General features: G+C 64.8%; 25 protein-coding genes. 13 read left to right on the top strand and 12 right to left on the bottom strand.

Going from position 1 to position 22,895, the window contains the following annotated elements; genetic code table 11:
- Positions 1-104: 104 nt before the first annotated feature.
- From ACZ1JW_RS06510 to ACZ1JW_RS06470, 9 genes are all read left to right on the top strand, one after another.
- Positions 105-944, top strand: a complete 840-nt coding sequence (locus ACZ1JW_RS06510) for a pyruvate, water dikinase regulatory protein (RefSeq protein WP_465124321.1) — start codon at positions 105-107, stop codon at positions 942-944.
- On the top strand, positions 941-1,528 hold the full coding sequence (locus ACZ1JW_RS06505) for a nucleoside triphosphate pyrophosphatase (RefSeq protein ID WP_465124322.1): 588 nt from the start codon (positions 941-943) through the stop codon (positions 1,526-1,528). The genes ACZ1JW_RS06510 and ACZ1JW_RS06505 overlap by 4 nt, the downstream gene beginning before the upstream one ends.
- Positions 1,525-2,382: a shikimate dehydrogenase gene (aroE, locus tag ACZ1JW_RS06500; protein WP_465142388.1), complete on the top strand. Its 858-nt coding sequence runs from the start codon at positions 1,525-1,527 to the stop codon at positions 2,380-2,382. The genes ACZ1JW_RS06505 and aroE overlap by 4 nt, the downstream gene beginning before the upstream one ends.
- Positions 2,379-2,984, top strand: a complete 606-nt coding sequence (coaE, locus tag ACZ1JW_RS06495) for a dephospho-CoA kinase (protein ID WP_465142387.1) — start codon at positions 2,379-2,381, stop codon at positions 2,982-2,984. Before aroE ends, coaE begins: the two co-directional genes overlap by 4 nt.
- Positions 2,985-3,032: 48 nt before the next feature.
- On the top strand, positions 3,033-3,737 hold the full coding sequence (gene dnaQ / locus ACZ1JW_RS06490; RefSeq protein ID WP_465142386.1) for a DNA polymerase III subunit epsilon: 705 nt from the start codon (positions 3,033-3,035) through the stop codon (positions 3,735-3,737).
- A gap of 57 nt (positions 3,738-3,794) precedes the next feature.
- Positions 3,795-4,379, top strand: a complete 585-nt coding sequence (gene hpf, locus ACZ1JW_RS06485) for a ribosome hibernation-promoting factor, HPF/YfiA family (protein WP_465142385.1) — start codon at positions 3,795-3,797, stop codon at positions 4,377-4,379.
- A 230-nt stretch (positions 4,380-4,609) separates the two neighbouring features.
- The gene (locus tag ACZ1JW_RS06480; protein WP_465124327.1) at positions 4,610-5,071 is read left to right on the top strand and encodes a PTS sugar transporter subunit IIA; all 462 of its coding nucleotides are present in this window, start codon (positions 4,610-4,612) and stop codon (positions 5,069-5,071) included.
- Positions 5,061-5,555: a PaaI family thioesterase gene (locus ACZ1JW_RS06475; RefSeq protein WP_465124328.1), complete on the top strand. Its 495-nt coding sequence runs from the start codon at positions 5,061-5,063 to the stop codon at positions 5,553-5,555. The genes ACZ1JW_RS06480 and ACZ1JW_RS06475 overlap by 11 nt, the downstream gene beginning before the upstream one ends.
- Positions 5,555-5,896, top strand: coding sequence for a DUF1491 family protein (locus ACZ1JW_RS06470; protein WP_465142384.1), 342 nt, complete (start codon positions 5,555-5,557; stop codon positions 5,894-5,896). Before ACZ1JW_RS06475 ends, ACZ1JW_RS06470 begins: the two co-directional genes overlap by 1 nt.
- A 39-nt stretch (positions 5,897-5,935) precedes the next feature.
- Here the strand turns inward: ACZ1JW_RS06470 and ACZ1JW_RS06465 are convergent, their stop codons facing one another.
- Positions 5,936-6,241 carry a hypothetical protein gene (locus ACZ1JW_RS06465; RefSeq protein ID WP_465142383.1) on the bottom strand — a complete coding sequence of 102 codons (306 nt, stop codon included), beginning with the start codon at positions 6,239-6,241 and terminating at the stop codon, positions 5,936-5,938.
- A gap of 10 nt (positions 6,242-6,251) precedes the next feature.
- Between ACZ1JW_RS06465 and ACZ1JW_RS06460 the strand changes: the two genes are divergently transcribed.
- Positions 6,252-6,725 carry a cell wall hydrolase gene (locus ACZ1JW_RS06460; protein WP_465142382.1) on the top strand — a complete coding sequence of 158 codons (474 nt, stop codon included), beginning with the start codon at positions 6,252-6,254 and terminating at the stop codon, positions 6,723-6,725.
- Positions 6,726-6,917: 192 nt separating this feature from the next.
- Here ACZ1JW_RS06460 and purH read toward each other — a convergent pair whose 3' ends face one another.
- Genes purH through rpe form a run of 3 tightly spaced genes read right to left on the bottom strand, consistent with a single transcriptional unit; the run spans position 6,918 to position 11,093 of the window.
- Complete coding sequence (gene purH / locus ACZ1JW_RS06455; protein ID WP_465142381.1) at positions 6,918-8,507, bottom strand: bifunctional phosphoribosylaminoimidazolecarboxamide formyltransferase/IMP cyclohydrolase; 1,590 nt, start codon at positions 8,505-8,507, stop codon at positions 6,918-6,920.
- Between the two features lie 14 nt (positions 8,508-8,521).
- Positions 8,522-10,420 (bottom strand): heparinase II/III family protein, encoded by a 1,899-nt coding sequence (locus tag ACZ1JW_RS06450; protein WP_465142380.1) that lies wholly within the window; start codon positions 10,418-10,420, stop codon positions 8,522-8,524.
- A gap of 1 nt (position 10,421) precedes the next feature.
- Positions 10,422-11,093 (bottom strand): ribulose-phosphate 3-epimerase, encoded by a 672-nt coding sequence (rpe, locus tag ACZ1JW_RS06445; RefSeq protein ID WP_465142379.1) that lies wholly within the window; start codon positions 11,091-11,093, stop codon positions 10,422-10,424.
- A gap of 341 nt (positions 11,094-11,434) precedes the next feature.
- Between rpe and ACZ1JW_RS06440 the strand changes: the two genes are divergently transcribed.
- Positions 11,435-11,929, top strand: a complete 495-nt coding sequence (locus tag ACZ1JW_RS06440) for a DUF2141 domain-containing protein (RefSeq protein WP_465124334.1) — start codon at positions 11,435-11,437, stop codon at positions 11,927-11,929.
- Positions 11,930-12,130: 201 nt separating this feature from the next.
- Here ACZ1JW_RS06440 and ACZ1JW_RS06435 read toward each other — a convergent pair whose 3' ends face one another.
- The 5 genes from ACZ1JW_RS06435 to ACZ1JW_RS06415 form a co-directional block, all read right to left on the bottom strand.
- Positions 12,131-12,889: a phosphocholine cytidylyltransferase family protein gene (locus tag ACZ1JW_RS06435; RefSeq protein ID WP_465142378.1), complete on the bottom strand. Its 759-nt coding sequence runs from the start codon at positions 12,887-12,889 to the stop codon at positions 12,131-12,133.
- A 341-nt stretch (positions 12,890-13,230) separates the two neighbouring features.
- On the bottom strand, positions 13,231-14,331 hold the full coding sequence (locus tag ACZ1JW_RS06430; RefSeq protein WP_465124336.1) for an inositol-3-phosphate synthase: 1,101 nt from the start codon (positions 14,329-14,331) through the stop codon (positions 13,231-13,233).
- A 276-nt stretch (positions 14,332-14,607) separates the two neighbouring features.
- The gene (locus tag ACZ1JW_RS06425) at positions 14,608-15,291 is read right to left on the bottom strand and encodes an HAD family hydrolase (protein WP_465124337.1); all 684 of its coding nucleotides are present in this window, start codon (positions 15,289-15,291) and stop codon (positions 14,608-14,610) included.
- Positions 15,288-16,007, bottom strand: coding sequence for a phosphocholine cytidylyltransferase family protein (locus ACZ1JW_RS06420; protein WP_465142377.1), 720 nt, complete (start codon positions 16,005-16,007; stop codon positions 15,288-15,290). Before ACZ1JW_RS06420 ends, ACZ1JW_RS06425 begins: the two co-directional genes overlap by 4 nt.
- A gap of 182 nt (positions 16,008-16,189) precedes the next feature.
- A complete protein-coding gene (locus tag ACZ1JW_RS06415; protein WP_465142376.1) occupies positions 16,190-17,287 on the bottom strand; it encodes a CDP-alcohol phosphatidyltransferase family protein in 1,098 nt (365 codons plus the stop codon).
- Between the two features lie 141 nt (positions 17,288-17,428).
- Here ACZ1JW_RS06415 and ACZ1JW_RS06410 point away from each other — a divergent pair, with 141 nt between their 5' ends.
- The gene (locus tag ACZ1JW_RS06410; protein ID WP_465124340.1) at positions 17,429-18,361 is read left to right on the top strand and encodes a CDP-alcohol phosphatidyltransferase family protein; all 933 of its coding nucleotides are present in this window, start codon (positions 17,429-17,431) and stop codon (positions 18,359-18,361) included.
- Here the strand turns inward: ACZ1JW_RS06410 and ACZ1JW_RS06405 are convergent.
- Positions 18,358-19,860, bottom strand: a complete 1,503-nt coding sequence (locus tag ACZ1JW_RS06405; protein WP_465142375.1) for a lipopolysaccharide biosynthesis protein — start codon at positions 19,858-19,860, stop codon at positions 18,358-18,360. The genes ACZ1JW_RS06410 and ACZ1JW_RS06405 overlap by 4 nt on opposite strands.
- Before the next feature lie 82 nt (positions 19,861-19,942).
- Positions 19,943-21,265, bottom strand: a complete 1,323-nt coding sequence (locus ACZ1JW_RS06400; protein ID WP_465142374.1) for an MFS transporter — start codon at positions 21,263-21,265, stop codon at positions 19,943-19,945.
- Between the two features lie 144 nt (positions 21,266-21,409).
- Between ACZ1JW_RS06400 and ACZ1JW_RS06395 the strand changes: the two genes are divergently transcribed.
- Complete coding sequence (locus ACZ1JW_RS06395) at positions 21,410-22,036, top strand: class I SAM-dependent methyltransferase (protein ID WP_465124343.1); 627 nt, start codon at positions 21,410-21,412, stop codon at positions 22,034-22,036.
- Positions 22,037-22,055: 19 nt separating this feature from the next.
- Here the strand turns inward: ACZ1JW_RS06395 and ACZ1JW_RS06390 are convergent, their stop codons facing one another.
- The gene (locus tag ACZ1JW_RS06390) at positions 22,056-22,877 is read right to left on the bottom strand and encodes a glycerophosphoryl diester phosphodiesterase membrane domain-containing protein (protein WP_465124344.1); all 822 of its coding nucleotides are present in this window, start codon (positions 22,875-22,877) and stop codon (positions 22,056-22,058) included.
- Positions 22,878-22,895 lie beyond the last annotated feature (18 nt).

Genomic DNA, 22,895 nt, shown 5'->3' with positions numbered 1-22,895 from the left:
GAAATTGGCCTCCAAACTTGTCCCCGGTCCTCTCCCGTGGTTTATCAGGCCACTGTCCACAGGGTCATGCCCATGAGGGTCCACCCGCACCAGAAAGCCCGCAAATGCAGCGCCTGCACCTGCACCTGCTGTCGGATTCCACCGGCGAGACGCTGGAAATGATCGCCAAGGCGGCATTGGCGCAGTTCGATGGGGCCGATGTCGTGCGCCATTTCTGGCCGATGGTGCGCTCGATGCAGCACCTCGATCGTATCATGGGTGAAATCGCCGCAAATCCCGGCCTCGTGCTTTATACCCTGGTCAATGCCGAGACCCGCGAACGGCTCGAACAGCGCTGCATCGCCCTTGGCCTGCCCAGCGTCGCCGCGCTCGATACCGTGACCGACGCGCTGCAGCAGCAGCTGGGCGTTCAGGCAAAGGGGCGTCCCGGTCGCCAGCACATGATGGACGAAGCCTATTTCGCCCGCGTCGACGCGATCCAGTTCACCATCGCGCACGATGACGGGGTTAACTGGGAGAACTGGGAAGAGGCCGACATCGTGCTGGCGGGCGTCTCGCGCAGCTCGAAGACGCCGACCTCGATCTATCTTGCCAACCGTGGCTACAAGGTGGCGAACATCCCCATCGTGGTGGAAAGCCCGCCCCCGCCGATGCTGTTCTCGTTGCGCCGCCCGCTGGTCGTGGGCCTGACCACCAGCCCCGAACGCCTGATCGCGGTGCGCCGCAACCGCCTGCTCTCGCTGAACCAGGCGCCCGAGACCGCCTATGTCGACAACGATCAGGTGACGCGCGAAGTCCAGTACGCGCGGCGCATGTTTGCCGACAACGGCTGGCCGGTGATCGACGTCTCGCGCCGCTCGATCGAGGAAACGGCCGCCGCCGTGATCAATCTCTACAACGAACGCACCGCTGGCGCCGGCGGCGATGGAGCAAAACCGATATGACACTCGTTCTCGCGAGCCAGAGCTACTCGCGAAAGATGATGCTGGAAGCCGCAGGCGTGCCGTTCGAGGCGCGCTCGTCCGATGTCGATGAAGGTGCGATCAAGCGCGAGCTGATCGGCGTGTCCGGCTGCCAGATCGCGACCGTGCTGGCCGAGGCCAAGGCACTGGCGGTTTCGCTGGGTCTGCCAGGCCGTCTCGTCCTGGGTGGGGATTCGCTGGTCGAAGTCTGTGGCCGCCAGTTCGACAAGCCGACAAGCCGCGAGAATGCTGCCGAACATCTCGAATTCTTCTCCGGCAAGGAGATGCACCTCCATTCCGCCGCCGTTCTGATGCGCGATGGCAAGGTGGTGTGGAAAACCTGCGAGACCGCAAAACTGCAGGTTCGCGAGCTTTCTCCCCAGTTTATCCAGAGCTATCTCGACAGGGAGTGGCCTGCCGTTTCGGGCTGCGTCGGCGTGTTCCGGATCGAGGCGCTGGGCGTCCAACTGTTCGAACAGATCGACGGCAGCCACTTCACCGTGCTGGGAATGCCGCTATTGGCGCTGCTCGACGCCTTGCGAGGCCAGGGAGAGCTGCCGTCTTGAGTGTACCTTATGCCGAAGTGATCGGCGATCCGATCGCACAGTCCAAATCGCCGGTGATCCACGGCTTCTGGCTCGAAAAGCTGGGCCTGGAAGGCCGCTACGACCGCGCGCATGTGAAGGGCGAGGGGCTGGTCGACTACCTCGCATCGCGCCGCGCCGATTCCGACTGGCGCGGTTGCAACGTGACGATGCCGCACAAGCAGGCGGTCATCCCCTTGCTCGACCGGCTCGATCCGCTTGCCGAACGCATCGGTGCGGTAAACACCATCGTGCCCGAGGACGGCGCGCTGGTGGGCTACAACACCGACGCACCCGGCTTCCTCGAACCCCTGCGCGATGATCTGGCGAAAACGCACTATTTCCGCATGGCCCGCGTGCTCGGCACCGGGGGCGCTGCCCGCGCGATCATCGCAGCGCTGGCGGATGAGCACATGATCGTGGTTCTCGCCGGTCGCAACGTGGACAAGGCGCGCGCGCTGCTCGATGAACTCGACCCGCATGGCGAGCACCACGTCGCCCCGCTCGATCACTTCGCCGACGCCACCGATTTCGCCTTCGACGACCGCGAAGGTTGCTATGACCTCATCGTCAACGCGTCGTCACTCGGCATGACCGGGCAACCCCCGCTCGCCTTCGACATGACCCACGCCCCGCCGGGCTCGGTGTTCTACGATATCGTCACGAGCCCGCTGGAAACCGATTTCCTGAAAGCCGCCAAGGCTGCAGGCTTTCGTACCGTCGATGGCCTGTCGATGCTGATCGGTCAGGCCGACCACGCCTTCCGCCGCTTCTTCGGCGCCACTCCGCCGCGCGGGCAGGCGGACGCAGAGCTGCGCGCAAGGATACTGGCATGAGCCGCCCCTATGTCATCGGCCTCACCGGTTCGATCGGCATGGGCAAGTCCGCCGTCGCGCTGATGCTGCGCGAGCTGGGCGTGCCGGTGTTCGATGCCGACGCCGCGGTCCACCACCTGCAAGGCCCCGGCGGCGAACTGCTCCCTGCCATCGAAGCCGCCTTCCCCGGCACCACCGGCCCCGAAGGCGTGAAGCGGCAGGAACTCGGGGCCAAGGTGTTTGGCGATCCTGAAGCCCTCAAGCGCCTCGAAAAGATCGTCCACCCCGCCGTCGCCCGGATGCGCGAGGCCTTCATGATCGAGCACATGGGCGAACCGCTCGTCGTGTTCGACATTCCGCTGCTTTACGAGAAGGGCCACGGCAAGGATCTCGACGCGGTCATGGTTGTCTCCGCGCCCGCCAGCGTGCAGCGGACACGCGTCCTCGCCCGCCCCGGCATGACGGCGGAAAAGTTCGCCCACATCCTCTCGCTGCAGGTGCCCGATGCCGAAAAGCGCGCGCGGGCAGATCACGTGATCGACACCGGCGTCACTCTGGCCGAGACGGAACGACAGGTGGCTGCGCTGGTTGCGGCGATACGGGAAAAAAACCCGCGTCGGTAACCGTTGCGCCCCTTGCCAGCCCCCATTTGCGGGTCCACATATTCTTCAATGCGTGAGATCGTTTTCGATACCGAGACGACCGGGCTTGATCCCAGAAGTGGCGATCGGCTGGTCGAGATCGGTTGCGTCGAAATGGTCAACCGGGTGCCCACGGGCGCGGTTTACCATTGCTACTTCAACCCCGAGCGCGACATGCCGGCAGAGGCCGAGGCCGTCCACGGCCTGTCCATCGCGTTCCTGACCGACAAGCCCAAGTTCGCCGAAAGGGCGGGCGAGCTGCTGGATTTCATCGCCGATTCGCCGATGGTCGCGCACAATGCGGGCTTCGACTTCGGCTTCATCAACAACGAGCTGGAAATGTGCGGGCTTGAGCCCGTCAGCCGGGACCGCATGGTCGATACGGTGGCCATCGCCCGCCGCAAGCACCCCGGCGCCAAGCTCAGCCTCGATGCCCTGTGCACGCGCTACGGCATAGACCGCAGCCACCGCACCAAGCACGGGGCGCTACTGGACGCGGAACTGCTCGCCCAGCTCTATGTTGAGCTTATGGGCGGCAGGCAGATCGGCCTCGAGCTTGCGGCAGATGCCGCAAGCGCGAGCGTCGATATCATCGTGACGCAGGAGACCGTGCTGGCCTCCTCGCGCCTGATCCGCACACCCCGTTCCCCGCGCCCGCATGCCGCGAGCGCGGAGGAGCTGGCCCGCCATGCCGAATTCATGGCGGGTTTCAGTGAGCCGATCTGGTCGCGCTGACGCCGCAGGGCGAAAGTGCAACGGGTCTGCTTGCCCGAATGACAGGAGAAGTGGCTTATGGATATTCGCGTTTCGGGACACCAGGTCGATACCGGCGCTGCCTTGCAGACCCATGCGGAAGAGCGCCTCGGCGCCATCGTCGACAAGCACTTTTCCCGAGCGCTTTCCTCGCACGTGACCATGGGCAAGGCCCCGCACGGCGGCTTCCGATGTGATATCGTCACGCATGTGACTCAAGGCCTGATCCTGAAAGGGAGCGCCATCGCGCAGGACGCGCACATCGCGCTCGACCAGTCGGCCGAGAAAATCGAAAAGCAGCTGCGCCGCTATCGCCGCCGCATCAAGGATCGCCACGAAGGCGCCGATCACGCCCGCAAGGCGGACGAGGCCAACTTCGTCGTGCAGGAAGCGGCCTACACCGTCTTTGCGCATGACGATGCTGGCGAGGAAGAACCCGCCGACGCACCACTGGTCATTGCCGAAACCCGCGTCGACGTGCCTACCGCAAGCGTCTCGGATGCGGTGATGATGCTCGATCTGCGCAACACCAACGCCCTGCTGTTCAAGAACGCCGGCACCGGCGTCCACAACATGGTCTATCGCCGCGGCGATGGCTCGATCGGCTGGGTTGAGCCCAAGTAAAGGACCCTCACACTCTACCTTCGTCATTGCGAGCCCGCGAAGCGGGAGAAGCAATCCGGAGCGGCCTTGCAAAGGCGCCTGATCGCTTTTCCCTGCTCGCAATGACGAAAGTTTATCGCAGGTCTTCGCCAAAGCGTTTCCAAATGCTTTGCGCTTGCGTTCCTAACCAATCGGGAGCATTGCGCGCCCCAATTCACCGTGCCTTTGCACTCATGTGATACGTCATCCGTATGTCGGTTATCTTCACCCTTGATCCTCAGGCCGTCCGCGTGGTGCGCGCGGATTCCAAGCAGCAGATCCTTACCGATCTCGCGCGCTGCTTCGCGTCGGTCTACGGGCTGGACGAAGGCGTGGTTATTGACGGGATCGAGGATCGCGAAAAGCTCGGCAGCACCGGCTTCGGACGTGGCGTTGCCATTCCCCACGCCCGGATCGATGGGCTCGAGCGTCCGGTTGCGGCTTTCTTCCGCCTTCAAAATCCGGTCGAATTTGCCGCTGCCGATGGCATGCCGGTCGATTGCGTATTCGGCCTGCTCTCGCCCTCGCAGGCAGGGGCAACGCACCTCCAGGCGCTGGCCGCCATCTCGCGGCTGATGCGGGACGAGCGGATGCACGAACGCCTCGTCTCCGCGCCCGATGCCGAGGCGCTCTACGGGTTGCTCGTCAACGTCATCGATCGCGATGCCGCCTGAACCAGCGGGGGACAGCGCCAGCCTGCATTGGCGCGCGCTCGAAGGTCTCTATGCTTCGGCCCCGGTCAATACGCTGTTCGAATCGCGGCTCGAGATTGTCGGTGAAGGCCTTTCGCGCATCCATTTTGACGTGACTCCGGCCTGTTTCCACGCTGCCGGCGCGGCGCATGGCACGATCTACTTCAAGATGCTCGACGATGCCGCCTTCTACGCGGCCAATACCCTCGTCACCGACCGTTTCCTGCTGACGACTTCGTTCAACCTGTTTTTCAGTCGCCCGATCAAGGGCGGACGCGTTATCGCCGAAGGTCGCTGGGTCTCGGGCCGCCGCCGCGTGCTCGTCGCCGAAGCGCGACTGATCGATGAGGACGGCGAGGAAGTGGGGCGCGGCACCGGCACGTTCCAGCGCTCGCGCATCCCGCTTTCGAGCCTTGACGGCTACAACGCCGGCCTGCGCGAAGCGCTCGCCAGTCCGTCAAAGTGATGGACACGCGCCTTCCCGCCCACATCGAAGTCAATGGTCTGGTCCGCGCCGCGCAAGCTGTCGGCGGCTTTGCCATGGTCCTGCAGAAGGGTGAACGGGATGCCGGAACCATCCTGATAGTTTTCCTTGATAATCAGGACCTTGGTACGCTCTACGAACGGATGCCGGACATCGACGGCACCCGGAAATGGCGAATTTCCAAGTCTCAAGTAATTGACAATAAACAGGAATTTGAAGACTATCTGGAACGCCGCAAGTCCCAGGACCGCGACTTGTGGATAGTTGAACTGACTGTCGCGGATCGCGAACGGTTCGTCCGGGACAACCTGTCCCCAGCCTGAACATGGGTTGACTTTGCCGCAGCGCACAATAAAGGCGCGCTACCGATTTTTGCGCAGGCGGTGACGGGCGGCATTGAAGCCAATCGCACTGGCACGCAGACGGGGGGTAACCAACATGGCCCTTCGACATCCGGCCGCGATGCGGATTTTCTGCGGATCACGGCCTTTGTCGCGCCATGGATGGAAGCTCACCGCCCATTGACGATACAGTATGAGCAACAAGTTCAAGTACGCAGCATCGCTGAGCATCGCTGCGACATTCATCACAACGCTTCTCAGCACGGGCGGATCCCATGCCGCCGCACAGGGCATCAATGCCCCGGTTGCCTCCGCCGCAACTTTCATCTCCCAGCCCGTGGTTCAGCCCGTTGCCACTGCAACGCCGGAAACCACCGCCGAAGCCGATACCGCCAATGCGGATTCGCTGGTCGAGCTGGTCGAGGAAACCCAGATTCCCGCTACGCTTTCGAACGAGCTCGAGTGCCTTGCAGGCGCCGTCTATTTCGAGGCCAAGAGCGAAACCCTTGCAGGCCAGCTGGCCGTGGGCCGCGTGATCGTCGCGCGCGCCAATTCGGGCCGCTTCCCTTCGTCGTACTGCGGTGTCGTGTACCAGCCCTCGCAGTTCTCGTTCATTCGCGGGCACGCGATGCCCGCGATCAACCGCGACAGCCGCGCCTGGCAGACCGCCGTCCGCATTGCCCGCATTGCCGATGAAGGCCTGTGGAAGAGCCCGGTCGAAGGCGCGATGTTCTTCCACGCCGCGCACGTCTCGCCCCGCTGGGCCAAGACGCGCATGGCCCGCGTGGACAGCCACATCTTCTATCGCTGAATTTCGGCTAGCCTGGACGGCAGGAAAAAAGGGCCGGTCCCCCGCGGGGCCGGCCCTTTTTCTATGTTTCTGACTGCAACGTTGGCGCGATGCCCACCCCGCTGCGACTAATCTCGCCTGCGGCTCGACAAGTCTCGCTCCCCTCCCGCAAGCGGGAGGGGTTGGGGGTGGGCAAGCAGCACTTGCTGTGCCTCAGTGCCGGAAGTGGCGCATGCCGGTGAAGACCATGGCAAGTCCCGCTTCGTCAGCCGCCTTGATCACGTCCTCGTCACGGATCGAGCCGCCCGGCTGGATCACGCAAGTCGCGCCCGCCTCCACTGCGGCCATCAGGCCGTCGGCGAACGGGAAGAACGCGTCCGAAGCCACGGCAGAGCCCACCGTGCGCACTTCGGTAAAGTTGTGCGTCTCGGCCGCTTCCTTGGCCTTGGCGGCGGCAATGCGCGAGCTGTCGCGGCGGTTCATCTGGCCAGCGCCGATGCCTGCCGTCACTCCGTCCTTGGCATAGACGATGGCGTTCGACTTGACGTGCTTGGCCACGGTCCAGGCGAACAGCGCGTCTTCCAGCTCCTGCTCGGTCGGTGCGCGCCTGGTCACGACCTTGAGGTCGGCCTTTTCGATCTTGCCTGCGTCGCGATCCTGCACCAGCAAGCCGCCCGCGATCGGCACGGTGACCAGACCCTTGCGGTTGGCGTCGGGCAGGCTGTCGATCAGCAGCAGGCGCAGGTTCTTCTTGCGCGCGAAGGCCTCCTTCGCCGCATCATCGGCACCCGGCGCAACAACGACTTCGGTGAAGATCTCGCAGATCGCGTTCGCGGTCGGGCCATCAAGCGGCACGTTGGTCGCCACGATCCCGCCGAATGCCGAGACCGAATCGCATTCCAGCGCATCCTTCCACGCATCGAGCAACGTGTCCGCCGTGGCGACGCCGCAAGGATTGGCGTGCTTGACGATGACGACGGTCGGCTTGGCGCCGGCGAACTCTGCCACCAGTTCCAGCGCCGCATTGGCGTCGTTGTAGTTGTTGTACGACAGCTCCTTGCCCTGAACCTGGGTCGCCTGCGGCAGCCCGGTCACGGCGGGGTTGCGCGGCACATAGAGCGCCGCGTCCTGATGCGGGTTCTCGCCATAGCGCAGCGTGGTCACGCGGGTGTGCGCGGCGGCGAGGACGGGCGGGAAGTGCTCGCCCTGATCCACGGTCGCGAACCACTGCGAGATCGCCGAGTCATAGGCCGCCGTCGCGGCATAGGCCTTGGCCGCCATCTTGCGGCGGAACGCCAGCGTCGTCGCGCCGCCGGTCTTCTCCAGTTCGCCGAGGAACGTGGCGTAGTCCGCAGCGTCGGTCAGGATCGTCACGTAATCGTGGTTCTTGGCGGCAGAGCGCACCATCGAAGGCCCGCCGATGTCGATGTTCTCGATCACCTCGTCGCGCTCGGCACCCTTGGCCACAGTCGCTTCGAACGGATAGAGGTTGACCACGACCAGATCGATCGCGCCGATCTGGTGTTCGGCCATCGCGGCGGCATGTTCGGGATTGTCGCGCACCGCCAGCAGCCCGCCATGGATCGTGGGGTGCAGCGTCTTGACGCGGCCGTCCATCATTTCGGGGAAGCCGGTGTGCTCCGACACGTCCTTCACCGTAAGCCCTGCATCGCGCAGCGCCTTGGCCGTGCCGCCGGTCGAAAGCAGCTCGACGCCGCGCGCTGCCAGCGCCTTGCCAAGATCCACAAGACCGGACTTGTCGGACACCGAAAGCAGCGCCCGCTTGATCGTAACCTCGCTCACGTGGGAATTCCTATCTATCGCATCTTCTTCAGCAGCCAGGAGAAGCTCTCTCCGCTGCGGGGAACCTTGGCCGTCACGACCAATTGCCGCGTGCCGATAGGCCTTCCGAGCCCGTCTGCCCAGAGGCTTTCCTCGATTCCGACCGCATCGCGGCCAGATCGGAACTGCCACAGGCTGCCATCGGGCAAAGAGAGCGTGACGCCCTTGCCATCGGCACTTGCGGCCAGCTCGATATGCGGGCCGAGGTGGAAGCGCAGCGCCACCCCGATCATGCCGCGCTTGCCCTTGCGCCCGGCAGGCACCAGCAGATCCTCGCCGCGAAGCTCGGTGCCATCGTCGCGCAGGATCAGGATGCGGCGGTGGACCAGGCCATAGCGCCCGACATAGCCGTTATGGCTCGCCTCGATCCGTGTTGCCCCCGGCCCGGTGCCCTCTGCCGAGAGCGTGCGCCGGTCGACCTCGACTTCGGACACGCCCGAGCCGAGGCGCCCGTTGATCAGCACGGCGGTCGAGTTGAAGTCGTCGATGGTCAGCGTCGAATGCGCCGCCGTTGCGCGCAGGCCCTGTTCGAGCCGCAGCGGGATCAGCCCGCCCGCAAAGGCCGCGCCTCCGCAGTTGACGATCAGCCGCTCCGCCCCGTGGCTGAATTCGAAGGCCAGCGTGGAGGCGCAGCCATCACGGGTGTGGCGGGCGACCGGCGGGGGCCCTGCATCGAACTGCAGCACCGCCTTGCCCGCGCTCGCGCGCTGGTATCCCCACTGCCGCGCATCGCGCAAAGGCCGCGTGCGGACGCCGCTTGCGCGTACGACCTGCTCGATCCGCTCCGCCGAAACCGCGCCCGCGCCTTGCCAGTTGCCCAGCGCACCATCGCCGTGGAGCAGCGCCAGCAGCGGCGGCACCAGCAGCGTCAGCATCGTCTGAATCTGCGGCAGCGGTTCGGATCGCACCGCTTCGTAGCAGGCGCGCAAGGAAACCAGCAGCTCGATCGCCTCGATCTGGCAGAGCGGGCTGCGCGACAGCACCCCGCCATCATCCCCCACCAGCTCACCCAGCGCGCGCACCAGCCCGGCTTCGCCATAGAGGCAGCGCGGCTTGCCATCGGCCATGAGCAGGCCCACCGCCACCAGCGCACACCAGCCCGCCACTTCCGAAAGCCGGTCATCCGCCTTGGTGACCCTCCGGTCGAGCCAGCGCGCGGTATCCTCGATGGTGTGCAGCACTTTCGAACGGAACGCGCGGTCCTGCCCCGAAAGCACCAGCGGTGCATGGACCATCCAGTTGAGCAAGCGGTGCCCGACATTGCCCACGTCCCACGCAGGCGTCGGGTCAGGCTTGGGATTGGCGGCAAGCCAGGTGGCAAGGATGCGCTCGGCCACTTGCGCGCACTGTGCCCGCGTGCCGCCCGATTCCAGATCGCGCAACCAGCGGAAGCCGTGAACCATGCGCTCGAACGCGGGCGGCAGGCGCGGCCCCGAGAACGCGGTGTCGGCAATCGGAGACTTGAAGCCGTGGACCAGGAAATGTCCGGCCCGCAGCGCCTTGCCGGCAGCAGGATCGCCCGGCAGGGGCGGCGTGACGGTGGCGGTCAGCCGGGTCTTGCCCCGCTTGCGGAACGGATGGACCGCGCTTGCCGGAAGCCCGAGCCCGTAGGCAAAGCGCACCAGCCTGTCGCCCGCGCCCAGCGAAGGCGGCGCGAAATCGGTCAGCGCCAGTGCGCGTCCCGGCTCGATGATCGAAGGATCGGGGCGGTCGTCGTCCAGCGCAACGTAGCGGACTGTCGGCTCGTCACTGACAGGCGGGGTTTCGGCCAGCGGTTCCTCCTTCGTCGCATCGAGCGGGATGGCGGATGAGCCAGCAGCAGGCGGACGGTCCGCCGGGCGGCTTCCAAGGTCGGGGAAGCCGCGGGTCGCCATCTCAGCCTTCGCCCTCGCCCAGCGCCTTCAGCGCTGCGATGTTCGCGGCATATTGCGAAGGCCCGCCCTTGAACGAGGCCGTTCCGGCAACCAGCACATCAGCGCCTGCATCGACGCATGAGCGGATGGTGCGCGTGTCCACACCGCCATCGACCTCAAGGTGAATGTCCCGGCCCGACTTGTCGATCATCTTGCGCACTGCTTCGATCTTGCGAAGCTGGCTTGAAATGAAGCTCTGCCCGCCAAAGCCGGGGTTCACGCTCATGATCAGGACCAGGTCGACATCGTCGATCAGGTAATCCAGCATCTTCGCAGGCGTTCCCGGATTGAGCGAGACGCCCGCCTTCTTGCCCAGGCCCTTGATCGCCTGCACGGTGCGATGGATGTGCGGTCCTGCTTCGGGGTGGACGGTGATGATGTCCGCCCCGGCATTGGCAAAGGCCTGCAGGTAGGCATCGACAGGCGAGATCATCAGGTGCACGTCGAACGGCTTGGCCGTGTGCGGGCGCAGCGCCTTCACCACCATCGGGCCGATCGTGATGTTGGGCACGAAGTGGCCGTCCATCACGTCGACATGGATCCAGTCGGCCCCGGCCGCGTCGATGGCGCGCACTTCTTCACCGAGCCTGGCGAAGTCTGCGGAAAGGATCGACGGCGAAATCAGCGGAGTCATCTGGTTCTTCCTGCGACGGGTGGCAGGCAGATTGCGTGCGCAAAAACGCCAAGGCACGGCCACCCCACGCTTTGCGCTTACCGTTCGCGAATCGGCCGAACAAGCGTTTTGCAGGTCCTTATCCACACGGAATGTCCCGGATTGGATGGGGTTGGAATCCTGAATGCTTGGCGCGGAGCAAATTCAGCCGTTATTCACGCCGCGAATCGTACTTAACGGATGAGAAATCTGCCGGTAATGGTCCGGTGGGGCAGGTAAGCAGCGCTGCACCGTGGTGCAGCAAGGAGCTATCCGGAAACGCGGATTACCTGAAAGACACATCGATATCGGGGCTTTTGAACATGACCAAGCCGAGACGGTTGCGCGCCGCGGCCGCCATTACTGCCACTGCCTTTGCCGCAATCATCGGCGGAAGCACGGCTGCGAGCGCCAATGGCCCCAATTGCGCCGGGCCGGTGAGCGATACCTGGATCAACGTGACGGTCGATGGCGTGCGCAACGGCAACGGGCTTATGGCGGTCACGCTCTATGCCGACGAGCCGCGCAAGTTCCTCGTCAAGAAGGGCTCGATGTACGTCGGCCGCGTCGATGCCACTGCGCCCGAAACGCGCATGTGCCTCTACGTGCCCAAGCCCGGCGTCTATGCGCTTGCCGTCTATCATGACGAGGACGCCAGCCGGAACATCAAGCGCAGCGGCGTTCTCGGTCTGCCTGAGGAAGGCTTCGGCTTTTCCAACAACCCGCCGACGATCGCGAGCATTCCCTCGTTCCGCTCGGTGCGCCTGAACATCTCGAAGTCAGGCCTGTCGACCCGGATTCACCTCAAGTATCCCTGATCGCAGTGTGAAGGCATTGGGCCCCTCCCGCAGGCGGGAGGGGCGAGCCCTTCAGTTCCTCACGCAAAGCCGCAAAGGCGCGAAGATGTTGCGCCGTAAGCGCGACCGTGCGCTCGCGATAAGTCCGGCGGTCATTTGATCACGTGGAGTCGAGACCAGCGCGAGTTCTTCGCGCCTTTGCGTGAAAAGCAAAAAATCAGCTCATTCGCCAGCAGGCACGCCGATATCGGCAAAGGTCCGCGCAAGGTGCCAGGGCGCAAGCTCTTCGGCGAGCGCATGGGCACGCGGATCGTCCACGTCCATCCACCACGCATCCTCGATATCCATCGTCCCGGCACGGCCTGCATCGGCAAGGCGCTGCATGCCGTCGGACAGGCTTCCGGGCTTGCCCTCGGCAATCGCATCGCGGATCGCCAGCGCAAGCTCAGGCGTCGCGAGGAACGCACCGCAATCGACCGCGTCGTAGGGCGCGATGGTCTTGCCGATGGCGGTGATGCGGCCTTGATCGTCCATCCGCACCCAGGTCGCGTCATCGGGATCGACCAGCGGATTGTCGATGCGACGGTCGACCGCCAGCGTCACCCCGCGATCCGGGCGATCCTCCAGCATCAGCCGCTCGAGAATGTCGGCATCGAACATGTGGTCGGCCATCATCAAGAGATAGTTGCCATCGCAGCGCGTTGCGCCAGCCATGACCGAATGGCCATTGGGCGTCGACCAGTTGGACAGCCGCACCGGCACGATCTCGATCCCTGCACGCAGCGAAAGATCGGCCAGAAACGCTTCGAGCATGTCAGCATGATGGCCGGTCACCACCACGACCCGGGTCACGCCCGCCAGCATCGCCTGACGCACGCCGATCTCGATCAGCGGCACGCCCGCAACAGGGGTGAGCGGCTTCGACGGCGAGAGCTCGGCAAGGCGGCTGCCGTATCCGGCAGCGATGATCAGGGCATCCATGGTCGCTCCGGGTAAAGGTTTCGAAGCCAAATGAAAAGAGTGCCCGTCGGAAGGGGGTAGAAGGAGGTTTCTCGCAGAGACGCAGAGGAAACAGAGAGCGCGAAGAAGGCGGGCATGTCCGAAGGACAGCTTATCCCGGCACCTTCAGGGTTTGACCAAGCCATGATGAGAGCGCGGCTTCGCCGCAAAAACGGTCTCTCTGCGCTCTCTGTTTCCTCTGCGTCTCTGCGAGAAATACCGGTTCAAGCGTCAACCTGTCGCGATCGCCAGCTCCGAAAACGAAAAAGGGCCGACCAGACTTGCGTCCGGCCGGCCCCATATCTCGTGCGTGAAGCGGTCGCTTATTCGGCGGCCAGCTTCTCCACCGAAGCGTACTCGTCAACCATCTGGGCGGCGACGTCGTCGTTGAACTGCTGCGGCGGGTGCTTGCAGAAGTAGGCCGACGGGCCGATCAGCGCGCCGCCTTCGCCACGATCCAGCGCAACCTTGCAGCAACGGATCGCATCCATCACGCAAGCGGCTGAGTTCGGGCTGTCTTCAACCGACAGGCGCAGTTCCAGGTTCATCGGAACGTTGCCCCACTGCTGGCCTTCCATGCGGATGAAGCACAGCTTGTTGTCCTTCTGCCACGGAACATAGTCCGAAGGACCGACGTGGATGTTCTCGTCCTCGAGACGCGTGGCGAGCATGGCCTGCACTGCCTCGGTCTTCGATTCCTTCTTGCTGCCCAGACGCTGGCGGTCGAGCATGTTCATGAAGTCGGTGTTGCCACCGGTGTTGAGCTGGTAGGTGCGCTCGACGTTCACGCCGCGGGCGGCGAACAGGCTGGAGAGCACGCGGTGGACGATGGTTGCACCGACCTGCGCCTTGATGTCGTCGCCGACGATCGGGATGCGCTTCTCGCGGAACTTTGCTTCCCATTCCGGGGTCGAAGCGATGAACACGGGCATGCAGTTCACGACGGCAACGCCGGCTTCAAGTGCGCATTCCATGTAGAACTCGGTGGCTTCCTGCGACCCGACGGGGAGGAAGTTGAGCAGCACTTCTGCGCCCGAATCCTTCAGAGCCTTGACGATGTCGGCCTGGGTGGCTTCGGGCTGGTCAGCCACGATGAAGCCCTTTTCACCGACCGAGGTCATGTGCGCGGCAACGCCGTCAGACACGCGGCCCATGATCACCTTGGCGCCGGTCTGCGGCACGTTGGGCTGGAACACGGTGGTGTTGTTCGGAGCAGCAAAGATGGCTTCGGCGATGTCCTTGCCGACCTTGCGGGCGTCAACATCGACGCCGAGCACGAAATCGACGTCACCGGCGCCATAGCCGCCAATGCGGTCGTGGATGAGGCCCTGCGACGAATTGTTGTTGCGATAGTAGGCTACACCCTGCACCAGCGAACTAGCGCAGTTGCCCACGCCGATCACGGCGACCTTGATTGGCTTCATGAATAACGATCCCTTCAGACAGGCGCCCTGAGGCGGCTGTAATCAAACTGACTCAAAATACCGAAATGCCGTCGAATGCAAGCCGATTCCTCAGTCCGTCACGACGAAGCGGGGAAGGGCAGGCCGATAAAACCCACCTTGATCCTCGCTCCCTACTCGCAATCCCGCTACCTGCACTGCACCAAAGTACGGGCGCGCAGGCTACAGCAAGTTCCGATGGGACGCGGCCCTTAACCGAAAAATGCGACCTGCGATAGTGCGTTTCCGCAAGAGGGCTCAGATCACGGCAACCGATGCCCCGACCGTGGCAATATGGTCACCAAGTTCTTCCAGCGAGGCCAAGGTCCGGGTGCCCGGAACCGCCCTCTCGAAATCCTCTTGCGAGAACGCGTCGGTCAGGAGTGCACGAAACCGGACTCCTGCGGCGGCCGCGATGTGGGCGTCGTTCGGTGAATCTCCGGTGAACAGGAATGATGCGCGGGGCAGGCCGAAGCGCTGTTCCAGCGCCTGGAAGTGCGCTTCGCCCTTGGCAAAGCCCGGGTCGCTCGCACTTGCGGCGCGATATCCGAGTGCGCAATCCACCGGCCAGTCACGCGCCAGACGCTCGACATAGCATTCGAGATTGTTGGAAGAGATCGCGACAAGAAAGCCTGCATTGCGCCAGCCTTGCAGCACCGCGGCGGTTTCGGGCGCTATCGCGATCCCGGTCAGGTAGCCGTCCTTCCACTGCTCGAAGCGCTCGGCCACCGGATCGGTATCCTGCCCGGGATAGAGCTGGCGCAACTGCCGCTCGAACGGCAGGCCCGATGTGGCGAAATAGGACCGGCGGGCTTCGTCAAACGGCGTGCCGAACGCCACTTCCATCAGTTGCGCGGCGCGGTCGGCATAGTCGTCCATCGTCGGGACGAGCGTCCCGTCGAGATCGAACACGAGAACGCGGACATCGCTTTCAAGGCTCACGCGGTGAGGCTTTCGCGGGCGACGGCAAGGTCTTCGGGCGTATCGACTTCGAACCACCTGAGCCCAGACAGCCAGCAGACGCGCGGCGCGCTCTGCGGGTCCTGCGCCAGTTCGTGAAGCACCATCTCGACCGAGGCGCTGGCAAGGTCGTGGCTGGCGAGCACATGGTCGAACCCGGCCCAGTAAGTTTTTTGGCTATCCGGTCCGATCCGCGTCGTGCCGATATAGGCACCATCGTATTTCGGCAGCGTCTTCGAGATCGCGACGAGCGCGCCATCCTTCTCGATCACCTTCATCTCGTCGTGCAGCACCGGCCGCTCGCGCTCGCAGGCAATCGCAATGCCGACATCAGCGCCGGGTGCGAAATGGCGGGTGTACATGTCGGCGGGGAACAGGTGGTCGGCGTTGGTCAGGACGAACGGGGCATCCCCGATCAGCGGACGCGCCGCGCCAAGCGAGGTCAGGTTCCCGGCCTCGAGCATGGTGTTGCGGACGGTGCGCACCGGCGCGGTCGGCCACTCGGCGGCGATGTGGTCCTCGATCAGCTGCGCGCGGTATCCGGTGACGACGATGACTTCCTCGACCACGGCGAGGAGCGCTTCAATCGCGAAATCGAGGCAAGTGCGGCCTGCAACGGTCATCAACGGCTTGGGCAAGGTTTCGGTCGCATCGCCGAGCCGACTTCCGCGGCCCGCAGCCAGGATAACACCCTTCATCGATTCCCTCGGTTCCCTGTTGCGGTCGGATAGGTTCAATTTGGGGGAAGGTGGCGCGTCGCGCAAGGGGTGGGGCCAATTGCCCCTTTCGTGCATGCCCGAAGCGGGCAAGAGTTGCCGCTTTGCCTCAGAGAGTTCGCTGGGAGTCAGGGGAGAGTTGGGGGGGAGTTGGAAATGGCGTCCTACAGCTGCCGCATGTGCGGCGGGAGCAGCAATCCCTCGCTGTCACTGGCGATCAGCGGCGCACACCAGGCCACCGCGCCAAGCCAGATGCACAGGCCGCCCAACAGCATTTCCGGGAGCACCCACGAAAGCCCCATGAGGCAGAATACGCAGGCCACAAGCACATAGACATCGCGCTTGAACAGCCGCTCCAGCGTCAGCGTCACGGCTTGCAACACTGGCCGCCCTTCAAGCTTGCGCTCGAGCGCGGCGCGCAGAACGTCGAAGCTGCCGCGCTTGGGCCCCATGCGCACGAGGATGCTCATGGCCGCGATGCCGCAGAGCAGCAGGACCACGCAGGCCAGCGCAATCCATGCATATTCAGTACCATACGTCCGGATCACTCCGGTCATCAGCCCGATCACGAAGCCGAGATTGGCGACCATGTCGCACGCCGTATCCAACAGCGCGCCGCGCCGGCTCATCGCCCACGAAACGCGTGCAATATCGCCGTCGACGCAATCAGTGACCGATACGGCCTGGAACAGGAAGCCGCCGAGCGCCAGCCATTCGGCTCCGCCCTGGCCAAGGATCACCGCCATGACCATGGCCAGCGCCAGCGTGAACCAGGTGATCGGATCGGGCCCGAGGCCAAGCTTCATGGCCACGGCCGACATGCGGAACGATATCGGTCTGTTGATCCAGCGACCCACCGGGCCCTCGGTGGGCTTCAACGTCGCACGCAACAGCGCCATGACCGTGGCGTGATCGGAGGCCCCGCGGATAAGGCGTGGATCGTCTGCCTCAAGAACCAGTGAAGGATCGTCGCGCAATGCTTCTAGCGCGGCCTTGGTCGGCTGAGCTTCGGCTGGAAGATGCGCCGTTCCGGCCGGAACGGGCGTGCCGGGTGCAACCACGGAGACGTCCGGCAAAGGTCGCGCGCGCATCGAAAAGCTGCGGCGCCAGTCCTCATCGACCGGCGCATCGGCGAAGATCGTGATCGTCTGTGCACCGACAAGATCTGCCAGAATCACCCCGCGTGCGATTCCGCTGATCCCGCCGATGCGTCGGCGCAGATAGGAACTCGCTGGAATTGCGACAGAAAACGAGGTATTCAAGCGCGTCTGCCTTACCGAGAGCACTTCAGGCCCTTTCCTCGGCCTATAGACACGGCTACCTGTTGCGCCAAGACGGCATCGGCGGGGCTGCACCACTGTTCGCAGCGGTGTCCCGGGACACGGGATCAAGGGGTCGCATTGGTGAACGCGGGAAATCGGACCGGGGCAATCGAGCGGCCCAAGCGTCCGCGTGAATTGCAGGACGGGCTGAACTATCATCTCTATCATCCGCTGGCATGGCGGCTGGCGAGGCTGCTGGCGCACACGCCGCTGACCCCGAACATGGTCTCGGTCTTCGGTGGGCTGCTCGTGGTTGCGGCGGGCGTGGTCTATTACAACATGGATTCGACTGGCGGCACATGGGCGCTGGGCTGGCCGATGGGCGCGATGCTGGGCATGGCGCTGCACATGAGCTGGCACGTGGTCGATGGCGCAGACGGCGATCTGGCGCGCATCACCGGAAAGTCCAGCCCGATCGGCGAGATGGTCGACGGGGTGTGCGACTATGTCAGCCACATCGTGCTCTACGTCCTGCTCGCCTTCGTGCTTACCCGGCAGGTCGGGTCGGGCGAGGCCTGGGCGTGGACGCTGGGTGCGGGTGCGAGCCACATCGTCCAGTCCAACCACGTCGAAGTGCAGCGGCGCTTCTACCAGTACTGGACTTATGCCGTGCCCTGGCTGAACAACGCGAAGGACAACAGCGACGGCGTGTTCGGCACGCGCGGGCCGATTGCCCGGCTGTTCGAGGTGATCACCAAGGGCTACCTGTTCCTCGCCGCCGGGATGACGCCGCATGCCCATCAGGTTGATGGTGCGGTGCGCACGGCGCTGGCGAGCGGAGACAAGGCGCGGCTCGAAGCGATCCGTGCCGAAGTGGCGCGCGAGCAGAAGCCGCTGCTGAACTTCCTCAAGCTGCTCGGCCCAAATCCGCGCGCGATCGTGCTGGGTCTTGCGATGATCGCGGGTAGCCCGGTCTATTACTTCTTCTATCAGGTGGTGGTGCTGAACCTGCTGCTGCTGATCTCAGTCCAGCTACACAATCGCGCGGCGCGAGCGACAGCTTCGAGAATCTAGCTGACGCGGTAGCGGTTGAGCGAGAGCACGCCGGGCTGCGCCTTGCGCCAGAGCGCAACGAAGGCGCCATAGAAGGCAAGAGCGATCAGCGGCGCGAGTGCCTTGATCACCATCGGATGCGCGCCTGCCAGCGCCGTGCCTTCGACAAGTCCGCCAAGCCAGATGCCGAGCAGGACGGAGACGCCTGCCGCCAGCATCGGGATGCCGGCGTGGAACGGGTGCGGGCGCACGCCAAGCCCCGACAGCCAATGCCTGCGCATGAACGAGGCGACGAGCGCGGCCAGCAGCATCGCCAGCCCTGCACCGAAGATGCCGTATTCCGGGGTGAGCAACGGGATGGCGACGCCGGCGATAACGATCAGGATCAGGTTGACCTGGAGGGCCAGTGCAGGGCGGCGGTAATAGAGGATCAGTTCGGACACGCCGAACGCGCCGTTGACCGTCTCGGCCAGCACCATCGCCAGCAGCGCGGCGTAGCTCCCGGCATAGTGCGCGCCGAACAGGTCGAGCAGCGCCTCGCCGGTTGCCGCCATAAGCAGGACGACGGCGAGCTGGAACGTGAGGATCACGCGGGTTGCCGCCGCCGTCGCCTTGCCGGTGGCGACATCGCCGTCCGCCATCATCGTGCGCGCGGTGAGCGGGGTGAGGATGCCGTCGAAAGCCTGCCGCACCTGCAGGATCGGCGTGCGCAACTGCCGCAGCACGCCATAGACGCCGACCGCCGCATCGCCGAGCAGGAAGCCGACGAGATAGAGATCGATGCGCTGGGCGAGCGTGGTCAGGAAATCACTGCCGCTGGCGGGCAGGAGGGCGCGAGCACGACGCAGCAGCGCTGGAGGGTCGGGCCTCCAGCGGCGCAGTTGCAGCGAGCCGAGGCAATGGCGCGCGCTCCACACCGAGAACAGCGCGAGCGCTATCGAGCCTGCCCAGTAGCCCAGCACCATGCCGGTCTGTTCAAGGCCGAGATACCATGCGCCCAGCGCCACCGCGGTCAGCACGTATGGTTCGACCAGACCGCGCGCGATCACCTCATAGCGCATCTTGTGGGTCCAGCGCGTGGCGGCGAGCGCGATATCGCCGAAGATCTGGCCGAGCACGGCAGGCGCGATCAAGGCGAGGGCAAGGCGCAGCTCGTTCGAGATCAATCCACCGGGCAGGGCCTGCGCGCCAAAGACAAGAATCGCCGAGACGATCACGCCCGCCACCAGCGCAAGCAGCAGTGCATCAAGCAGGACATGGGTGGCAGGGCGCGGGTTCTCGCCCGTCGTCGCTTCTTCCAGCCAGGGGAAGATCATGCGCTTGAGGCCAAGGCTGGCAACCGGCACGGCCAGTTCGACCATGGCGCTGGCCATGGTGAACACGCCATAGCTGGCCGCGCCATAGAGCCTTGCACCGACATAGAGGAACGAGGCGCGCGCGGCGAAACGGATGACGAAGCTCAGCGCGTTGGAGCCTGCGCCGCGCGCAATTACCGTCTGGGAGCCTCGGGACGCGGTCATTTCGCTGCGGCGCTTGGCGGGTTATGCCCGGATTGGCAAGAGCGTGCAGGTCATGGCGAAACGGGCGGCGTCAGGCCGGGGATCAGATCTTGTCCTTCTCCACGGTGAAGATGCACAGCACGACGACCGTCAGTGCCAGCGCTTCCATCACGCCCCATGCCAGCCATTGCGAGTGGTTGTAGAGCCAGACGCCGATGGCAGGCGCGGCGATATAAGCCGCGCCATTGGCCGAGGCGACGATGCCGGCGGACTGGCCCTGCTCGGCAGGCGAGACGGCAAGGCTCGCGCCCGAAGTGAAACCGGGGCGGAACAAGCCGAAGCCTATCGAGGCAATGGCAAAGCCGACCGCGATGGTATGGAGATCGCTGCCCGTGGCGACCGGGATGATGCCGACGGTTGCAAGGCCCATGCCCCAGAGCGTGGAGGTTCGAGGGCCGAGGCCGAGCATCGGAATGAGCCCCCATTGCGCGAGCAAGGTGGCTACCGCGCCCGACATCAGTACGAGACCGATGGGTCCGGCACCTGCATCGGGATTGCCGCGCAGCCCAAGCCGGTCAAGCAGCAGGAACCCGATCACGCCGAGCAGCATGGCCTGGGCATGGCCACCGACGACACCGGCTGCCAGCCACGGACGCAAGCGGCGGTCGGTCCAGCGCAGACGGTCGGCACCGGCGTGCTGTGGTTCGGCTTCGGGCAGTTCGTCGGGCGAACCGTCGGGTTGCTCCTCTACCATGCGCGGATTGGACGAGGCACTGAAGGGGGCTGCCATGACCTCTCCCCGTCCGGCAAAGCGCGGATCGTCATCGGGCAGGCGCGTGCGCAGCAGGACCAGCACGACCAGGCCGAACACCGCGAACATGGCAAAGGGGCCGACAAGGCCAAGGCCGGGGAGAATCAGCAGCGGGGCGAGCGCCGGGCCGAGCACGGTGCCCAGGCCGAAGCTCGAGGCGACCAGCGACAGCGCCTTGGTGCGGTCCGCCCGGCCGGTGCGGCTGGCGACATAGGCCTGCACGGCTGGCGGTGCCGCCGATCCGAACCCGCCATAGAGCGAGCGGGCAATGGCGAAGAGCCCCATCGTCATGCCCGCGCTCAACCAGCCATCGAGCCCGAAGTGCAGGACCGCGCCGCACAGCGCGAACGAGGAAATGAACCCCAGCACGCCCAGCGCCATCATGGCCTTGCGCCCTCGCCGGTCCGAACGGCGCGCCCAGAACGGCGCCATCATCACCCACAGCAGCGCCGACCATGAATAGGCAAGGCTCACCCAGACGTCAGCAATGCCGAGCCGCGTGCCGATCGACGGCATGACCGACTGCATTGCGGTATTGCCCGCAGCCGTTACCAGCATGACCGCAAAGAGCAGTGCCATGCGCTCTTTCGGCAGGCGAATCGGCCCTTCGGTCATGCCGGGTTGCTTTCGCGGCGGTTCGCCATTGTCCACGACTGGTTCATCCAATCCTGACTAGTGTCGGCTAACGGTGCTTGCAATGGCAGGCCAAATTTGCGACCCGCTTGGGCCAGCTTGACCGGCAGAGGACCATTTCCTGCAATGACTTCGACCCAGGTGGCGCGTGAGCCTCTTCTTCAGCGGGCAAAACGCAAGGTAGCGCGCTTGGCTGGCCCGGCCGGTATCTTTTTCAAGGGCTTCCTCAAGCACCCGGCCATGGTCGGGGCAATCGTGCCCTCGTCGAACCGCACGATTGAGCGCGTGCTCTCGGTGGTGGACTGGGAAGAATGCCGCCTCTTCGTCGAATATGGTCCCGGCGTGGGCACTTTCTGCCGCCCGGTGCTGGAAAAGCTGCGCCGCGATGGCCGGCTGATCGTGATCGACACCAACCCCGATTTCATCGCCTACCTGCAGAAGACCATCGGCGACAGCCGCTTCATCGCGGTCCACGGTTCTGCCAGCGACGTGGAAGAGATCGTCAAGGCACACGGCTTCGACCATGCCGACTACGTGCTGTCGGGCCTGCCGTTCTCGAACCTGCCCGAAGGCGTCGGCCCCGCGATCATGGGCGCGACGCATCGCGTGCTGCGCCCCGGCGGCGCGTTCCTCGTCTATCAGTACACCGCCCGCGCGCGCGATCTGATGGGCCAGTTCTTCCGCCGCATCGACAAGGGCTTCGAGCCGGTCAACGTGCCCCCTTGCGTGATCAGCTGGGGCTGGAAGGAGTAGGTCTCCAGTCGAAGACCGCTCAATCGAAAACTGACGTGATTTCCGCGGTCGGCTCTCCGGCCATCTGGCGATAGACCGCCGCCAGCATCGCAATGAAATAGACCAGCGCCGCAGCGGTGATCGCGCTCGAGACCGCGGCGGTCAGCACGCGCTGCAATTCGCCGCCTGTGGTCAGCACCAGCACGACGCCGACAAGCATCATGGCGAGGCCATAGACCACCACGAAGACCAGTCCTGCAAGGATGAAGAAGGCAAGCAGGCGGCCGGAATTGCCCCGGGTCAGTTCCCATGAGCGGCGCAGGGCGGCAATGGGATTGCGCTCGGCCTCGATTGCCAGCACCGGGGCGACCAGCGCCATGCGCAGGCTGCACCACAGCATCGCGACGAACACGGCGAGAATCACGATGGCGGCAATCGCCTGCACTCCGGTCAGCGCAGCGGCGCTCACCAGCACAAGGAATGCCATGCCGAGCGCCCCGCCGACGATGATCTGGGCGAGGACGTAGGGCCCGAGCGCCTTGAAGCCGCGCGCGATCGCCTGGGCCACAGTGGGGCGGGCAGGGTCCGTCATCACGATCAGCATGGTCACCGTGCCTGCCATCTGCAGCAGGGTGACGATGATCAGCAGCGGCAGCGACGAAGTCCACGCCTCGGCCATGATTTCCATCATCTCGCCCGGAGGCGTGCCGGGGGCCATCTGCGGCTCGGGCACGAAGATCGAGAAGGCGAGGGCGGGGAGCAGGAAGAACACCCCGGCAATGGCCATGAGCACGTCGCGGTTGGTGGCGACGAGGCGGGTGGCGGTCTTCCAGGCAAGGCTGCTGTCGAGGCGGGGGGTCATGAGCGGGTCAATAGCAGC

The sequence above is a fragment of the Novosphingobium sp. BL-A-28-Hi1-0D genome (genome assembly GCF_055521755.1).
This window is presented reverse-complemented; position numbering and strand designations above follow the sequence as displayed.